General features: G+C 34.9%; 6 protein-coding genes. 4 read left to right on the forward strand and 2 right to left on the reverse strand.

Annotation, left to right across the window (positions count from 1 at the left end; translation table 11 throughout):
• Window positions 1-604: DUF349 domain-containing protein (locus tag ABY905_RS12385; protein WP_372644344.1), on the reverse strand; the 604-nt coding region annotated here is incomplete at its 3' end.
• A gap of 303 nt (window positions 605-907) precedes the next feature.
• On the opposite strand from ABY905_RS12385, the gene trmD reads away from it, so the two are divergent.
• Complete coding sequence (gene trmD, locus ABY905_RS12390) at window positions 908-1,585, forward strand: tRNA (guanosine(37)-N1)-methyltransferase TrmD (protein ID WP_372644346.1); 678 nt, start codon at window positions 908-910, stop codon at window positions 1,583-1,585.
• 44 nt (window positions 1,586-1,629) lie between these two features.
• Here trmD and rbr read toward each other — a convergent pair whose 3' ends face one another.
• A complete protein-coding gene (rbr, locus tag ABY905_RS12395; protein WP_372644348.1) occupies window positions 1,630-2,202 on the reverse strand; it encodes a rubrerythrin in 573 nt (190 codons plus the stop codon).
• A gap of 362 nt (window positions 2,203-2,564) precedes the next feature.
• Here rbr and ABY905_RS12400 point away from each other — a divergent pair, with 362 nt between their 5' ends.
• The 3 genes from ABY905_RS12400 to ABY905_RS12410 are packed head-to-tail and all read left to right on the forward strand — an operon-like array spanning window position 2,565 to window position 6,023.
• Window positions 2,565-3,053 carry a CPBP family intramembrane glutamic endopeptidase gene (locus ABY905_RS12400; protein ID WP_372644353.1) on the forward strand — a complete coding sequence of 163 codons (489 nt, stop codon included), beginning with the start codon at window positions 2,565-2,567 and terminating at the stop codon, window positions 3,051-3,053.
• Window positions 3,054-3,094: 41 nt separating this feature from the next.
• On the forward strand, window positions 3,095-5,215 hold the full coding sequence (locus ABY905_RS12405) for a thioredoxin domain-containing protein (protein ID WP_372644350.1): 2,121 nt from the start codon (window positions 3,095-3,097) through the stop codon (window positions 5,213-5,215).
• Window positions 5,216-5,231: 16 nt separating this feature from the next.
• On the forward strand, window positions 5,232-6,023 hold the full coding sequence (locus ABY905_RS12410) for a M48 family metallopeptidase (protein WP_372644352.1): 792 nt from the start codon (window positions 5,232-5,234) through the stop codon (window positions 6,021-6,023).
• Window positions 6,024-6,664: the final 641 nt, after the last annotated feature.

Consider the following 6,664-nt stretch of genomic DNA (forward strand, 5'->3'; position numbering starts at 1 on the left):
ATTGAGAAGGTACCATACCGTAATCTTTCCACTTTTTCTGCAGCGCTCTAAATTCGTGGAATGGTTTCTCAAACGACTCTTGACCCGATATTAATTGTTTGATTTCGTCAATAATCAATAACTTCTGCTTTAAGTTGTTTTCTTTTTTCTGTTCAAAACTTCTATGAATTTCAGCTTTCTTATCTCTATATTGTTGTAGAAGACCTTTTATTTCAATCTCTTGCTCATCTCTTTCTGGATGAAAATCGCCCTCTAAGCCACCTCCTTTAATAAAAACTCGTTTGGACTCCTCTATACTCGCGTTATGTTTTTTGTAAAAGTGAACCTTGATATTCTGAGCTCTTTCTTTAGAGTCATTATCCAAGTCTGATTCGAGTATCAGTTTAAGCCTTTGTATTAACTCATGCTTTTCCATTAAAGCATAGTCAGGTTTTTCCTGAAGTTCTGTTTCAGTATTCGATTTCAAATTATCGGTATTTAAATCAGAATCGGATTTTTCTTCCTGTATCTGTTCTTCTGATTGATCATGAGAGGCTTCAGCTTGTAATTCAACTTTTGGCTCAGTTTCATTCTCATGTGAGGGTGTAAGATCTTGTTCTTTCATGTTCTTTTTATTGAAAAGTAGGCTAAATGTACCTATTAAATTGACAATATAGAGTTTAGAGGTTTAAACTACTATTACGAATTTAGTTATTAATGTATGAAACATCAAAGAATAATGTGATATATTTATTTGGATAAAGAGTTGGAACAAGCATGGCACAAGCTTTTTAGGGATTGTCTGTCTCTTTATTTGGAATCTGTATTTATCTTTTTTGTAAAAATATACTTCAATTCATTTCCCTAAATTAAGTTTTTTTTGTTTTACTAAGGCTGGATGTCTACTTTTGAGCAAAATTTAGAAAAGATGAGAATTGATATATTAACGGTTGTACCTGAATTATTGGAAAGTCCATTAGACCATTCTATTATTCAAAGAGCTAAAGATAAAGGTGTGGTAGAAATTCACATCCATAACATTCGTGATTTTTCCGAGGACAAGCATAATAAGGTTGACGACTATGCTTTTAGTGGTGGAGCAGGAATGGTTATGCGATTGGAGCCAATAGTTAAGGCAATCGAATATTTGACTGATCAGCGCAAATATGATGAGATTATTTTCACTTGCCCCGATGGTGATCTTTACAATCAGAAAACGGCTAATACCCTTTCATTGAAAGAGAATATCATTATTCTTTGTGGTCATTATAAAGGTATTGATCAGAGAATTCGTGATCATTTTATAAGCAAGGAAATTTCTGTTGGTGATTTTGTTTTAACAGGTGGAGAATTGGCTGCTGCTATTATTATTGATAGTGTTGTACGTTTATTGCCAGGGGCTATGGGTGATGAGACATCTGCTTTAACAGATTCTTTTCAAGATAATTTATTAGCACCACCCTTATATACACGTCCTGCAGAGTATAGAGGTTGGAAAGTTCCTGATATTTTGCTTTCAGGAGATCACAAGAAAATTGAGATTTGGCAAGAAGAGCAGGCTTATAAAAGAACGAAGCAACGTCGTCCTGATTTACTGGATGAATAATAAAAAAAAAGCTGCAAATTTTATTTTGCAGCTTTTCTTTTATGTTAGTAGTTCTCACTTTTCTCTTCGAAATAAGCTTGAGGATGTTGGCAGGCAGGACAGTTATTAGGTGCTTTTGTGCCATTGTGCACATAACCACAATTTCTGCAGTACCAATCTGTTTTTTCTTCCTTTTCAAATACTTTACCTTCCTCAATATTCTTCAATAGTTTCAGGTATCTTTCTTCGTGCACTTGTTCTACTTTAGCAATAGTTTTAAATGCAGAAGCAACTTCTTTGAAGCCTTCTTCTTGTGCAATTCTAGCAAATTCAGGATACAAATCGGTGTATTCCTCGTTTTCGCCCATAGCAGCAGCTTTTAAGTTTTCTGCTGTTGTTGCAATTGACCCAGCTGGGTAAGTTGCTGTGATTTCAACCTCGCCACCTTCAAGGAATTTAAAGAAACGCTTAGCGTGTTGCATTTCTTGCTCAGCCGTCTCTAAAAATAAGGCTGCAATTTGCTCGTAACCTTCTTTCTTTGCTTGCTTTGCAAAATAGGTGTAGCGGCCCCTTGCTTGTGACTCTCCTGCAAATGCTTTCAGAAGATTCTTTTCTGTTTCTGTTCCTTTGATGCTCATACCAATTGAGTTTTGTTATGTTTTCTAATATACAAATATCAAGTTTTTATTAGAAGTATAGAAGCATAAGTACAACTAGCTTTCTAATTTAGAATGGTGTTAAATAGGTGGGTTCTTTTGAGTATATTGATAATAAAAAGAGAAAAATAATTTTGCGTAAAGTATAAAATCTTTGTAACTTCTTTATGCGAATCTATCTCGGTTTGTTCCTCAATTAAATTTCGTTTTTTATGTCTAAACTATATCTCTGGTCGGAGTTTGTGGCATTGTTTTTTGTAATGCCACTTTTGTACTTCTTTGAATTTATTCCAATTCATAAAGGAATTCCATTGGTGCTTGTTTTTATATATTGTTTCGTGGTTATGTATAACAGGAAAACCATATCAAAACGAGTTTTTAGAATTAAATCTTTTTATCCTTTAAAAGAAATTGCCTTCAAGAGTTTATTGCTTCTAGTTATATCTTCTCTATGGGTTTATATTTTTCGAGAAGATGTTTTTTTTCATCTTCCCTTAAATAATTTTTGGTTTTGGCTTTTTATTGTTTTGACTTATCCCATTTGGTCGGCTTTTACACAGGAGTTTATATACCGATTCTTTTTCTATCAACGTTATAGAATCTTATTCGATAGTGTTCTGGTTATGATTTTTGTGAATGCTCTTTGTTTCTCCATGGCTCATATCATTTTTAGAAATTGGGTTGCCTTAGTTTTTACTTTTGTTGGTAGTATCGTTTTTTCACTGACTTATATACGTAGCAAATCTTTAAATGTGGTTTTTATTGAGCATTCTATTTATGGTAATATCTTTTTTACCAATGGATTTGGCATTTTTTTTTACCTTCCTCTTTAGTTTATTTAAAATAAATAAAAATAAGAAGTATATTTATATCTATGAAAATTAGATTTAAATATGCCCTCTTAATGCTAGGCTTTGTATTTTTTGGAATACTGCTTGTGAATTTTGTTTGGGCACAAACCCAAAATAAAATAATGAACGAAAAGCATACCAACTCGCTTATTAATGAAACCAGTCCCTACCTGCTTCAACATGCTCATAATCCTGTAAACTGGTATCCTTGGGGAGATGAAGCCCTACAAAAAGCCCAGGCCGAAAACAAACTCCTTTTAATTAGTATTGGTTATTCAGCCTGTCATTGGTGCCATGTGATGGAGCATGAAAGCTTCGAAAACGAAGAGATTGCTAAACTAATGAATGAGCTCTTTGTTTGTATTAAGGTTGATCGGGAAGAACGTCCAGATATTGATCAGGTTTATATGGATGCTGTTCAGTTGATTACTGGCCGAGGTGGTTGGCCTTTAAATTGTTTCGCATTACCTGATGGTCGTCCTTTTTACGGAGGAACTTATTTCCCGTCAGATGATTGGGTGAAGGTTTTGAAGGCTATTAGTAATGCTTATATTACTGAAAAGGATAAGGTTTTGAAATCTGCTGAGCAGGTTTCTGAAGGCGTTAAGACCAGTGGCTTGATTGTAGACAAAGCTGAGAGTAGCCTTTATACGATAGATGATTTATCTACATCGGTAAATGTCTGGAAATCGAGTTTCGATAAAAAATATGGCGGTGAGAATCGTGCACCTAAATTTCCTATCCCAATTTCTTTAGATTTTTTGTTGAATTATTATTGTAACACGAAAGATGTTGAGGTGTTAGATCATGTTGTTTTAAGTTTGGATAAGATGGCTGAGGGTGGCATTTACGATCAAGTTGGAGGTGGTTTTGCTCGCTATTCTGTTGATGAATATTGGAAGGTGCCACACTTCGAAAAAATGCTCTACGATAATGCACAACTTCTCAGTTTATATTCGAATGCTTATCGTTTAACTAATAAACCTCTTTATAAACGAGTTGTTGAAGAAACTATTGGCTTTCTAGAGCGAGAACTCTCACTTACAGAAGGTGGTTTTTATTCAGCACTCGATGCGGATAGTGAAGGAGTCGAAGGTAAATTCTACGTTTGGGAAAAGGAGGAAATCGATCGGCTCTTGGGCGATGATTCACCTATTTTTTCGGAATACTACGAGGTTTCAAAATTGGCTAACTGGGAAGAAGGCAATATTCTTCATATCAAAAAGGAAAAATCAGACTTGTTGGATAAATATCATCTCTCAGAAATTGCTTTTGATGAGTTGATGAAAAAATCTAAACAGAAGCTTTTACTTGCCAGAGATGAAAGAGTAAGACCAGGTTTAGATGATAAATTCCTAAGCTCATGGAATGCCCTTTTAATAAAGGGATATCTTGATGCCTACAAGGCGATTGGAGATGAGGCTTATTTAAAAAGGGCAGATCAAATAGCCAATTTTATAATGGAGAGAATGACGCAGTCAGGGGTGCAGTTGTTTCGAACTTATAAAAAGGGAGATTCAAGAATAAATGCGTTCCTCGACGATTACAGTTTTACCCTTGAGGCCTTTATTGCATTGTACCAAGCCAGTTTCGATGAAGCCTGGCTTAAGCGAGCTGATGCTATGATGTCTTATGTGATTAGGAATTTCTACGATGATAAATCAGGCATGTTTTTTTATACTTCAGTAGAAGATGCTGTACTTGTTGCTCGAAAAATGGAGGTGATGGATAACGTCATCCCGTCTTCAAATGCTTCAATGGCTGAATCTCTTTATCTCTTGGGGAATCTCTTGGGTAAAGAAAAGTATGTGGAACTGTCAGTACAGATGCTTGCTAACATGAAAGAGCATACCTTGAAATACTTATCCTATCATGGTAAATGGGCGAATTTAATGTTGAAGCAGATTGAATCACCATATGAATTGGTCATATCAGGTAAGGATGCCAAGCAGGTTCTAAAAGAGTTTAATAAAAGATTTTATCCTAACGTCTTGATATTGGGAAGCGAGAAAGAAAGTGATCTGCCTTTGTTGAAAAATAGATTTAATAATGAAACAACAAGTCTTTACCTTTGTAAAGATAAGGCTTGTTTCTTACCAACATCGAATATGGACGAAGTCGTAAGACGTATCGATCTCAAATAATTTTAAGACAAATATAATGATGAAGAAAATTTTCTTTTTGTGCCTAATTGCATTATTAACAGCTTGCGCTACAGTGCCACTAACAGGTAGAAGACAGATGAGCTTATTTCCCGAAAGCCAGATGATAGCGACTAGTTTAACTCAGTATGATACCTTTCTTAAAGAGAATAAGTTATCAGGTAATAAGGAGCAGTCGGAGATGGTGAAGCGAGTAGGAAAGCGAATTGCTGATGTTGTTGAGATTTTTATGAAAGATAACGGAATGGCTGATCGGGTAGCAGGTTTTGCATGGGAATTTAATTTGGTAGAGGACGATACGCCTAATGCTTGGTGCATGCCGGGAGGTAAGGTTGTTTTTTATACAGGTATTCTACCTTATACTCAAACCGAAACAGGTTTGGCAGTTGTGATGGGGCACGAAATTGCACACGCCATTGCCCGACATGGTAATGAGAGAATGAGCCAACAAATGGGAATTCAGGCTTTGGGAACGGGTTTAAATGTGTTGTTAAACGAAAAGCCAGCCGAAACGAAACAAGTGTGGATGACAGCCTTCGGTGCAGCTTCTAATGTGGGTGTGATGCTGCCTTTTTCAAGATCACATGAGACTGAAGCAGATCAAATGGGCTTGATTTTTATGGCCATGGCTGGATATGATCCTGCTGTTGCTGTTGACTTTTGGAAACGTATGGGCGAAAGTGGTGGACAAAAGCCTCCAGAGTTCTTATCAACTCACCCAGCTGACAATACTCGCGTTAAAAACTTACAAGCTTTTTTGCCAGAGGCAATGAAATATTATAAGAAATAGAAAGGTAAATCCAATAATAAATATTGAGAAGAGATGCTGGTTGGGCATCTCTTTTTTTTAGCTGTTGGTTTTAAAATAAAATTGCATTACGAGCATATGTTCATTATCTTTATGGTAAGAGTGTGAGTTTTTAAAATTGAGAGATATAAAAACTAAAAGTTATGAAAGCGATGGTGATTTTTAAGCTTTGTGTTGTACTTCCTCTCTTGCTGTTTATTGATTATTTAGTAATGATTTTTATTGGTTGTACGACTAACGTGTTTGGTATTAATCACGATTTTTATTGTGGACCATATTGTATCATTGGGAAGATTATTTTAGGCTTATCTATGATTTTTATTATTTATTTGTTTTTACCCCATATTAAAGAGTTGATAATGAAATCTAAAAACAAATGATTTAATTAAGGTGAGCGATTTGTATGAATAAAGAGATGCCGATTGTTGCATCTCTTTATTTTTGCAAGGAATTCTAATTTTTATAAATTTGAAAAAGATTTGAAACAATGCTCTGTTAAGTTTATTGCGGTTCTGATTTTGAATGACTGACCATAAGAGACTTTTGAATCAAGCTAACGACTAGAATCTAGGGATAATCATTTTATAAATGAATAAAAAAATATGAGCATTTTAAATATCAAC

It is taken from the genome of Ancylomarina sp. (assembly GCF_041555295.1).
Taxonomy (GTDB): Bacteria; Bacteroidota; Bacteroidia; order Bacteroidales; family Marinifilaceae; genus Ancylomarina.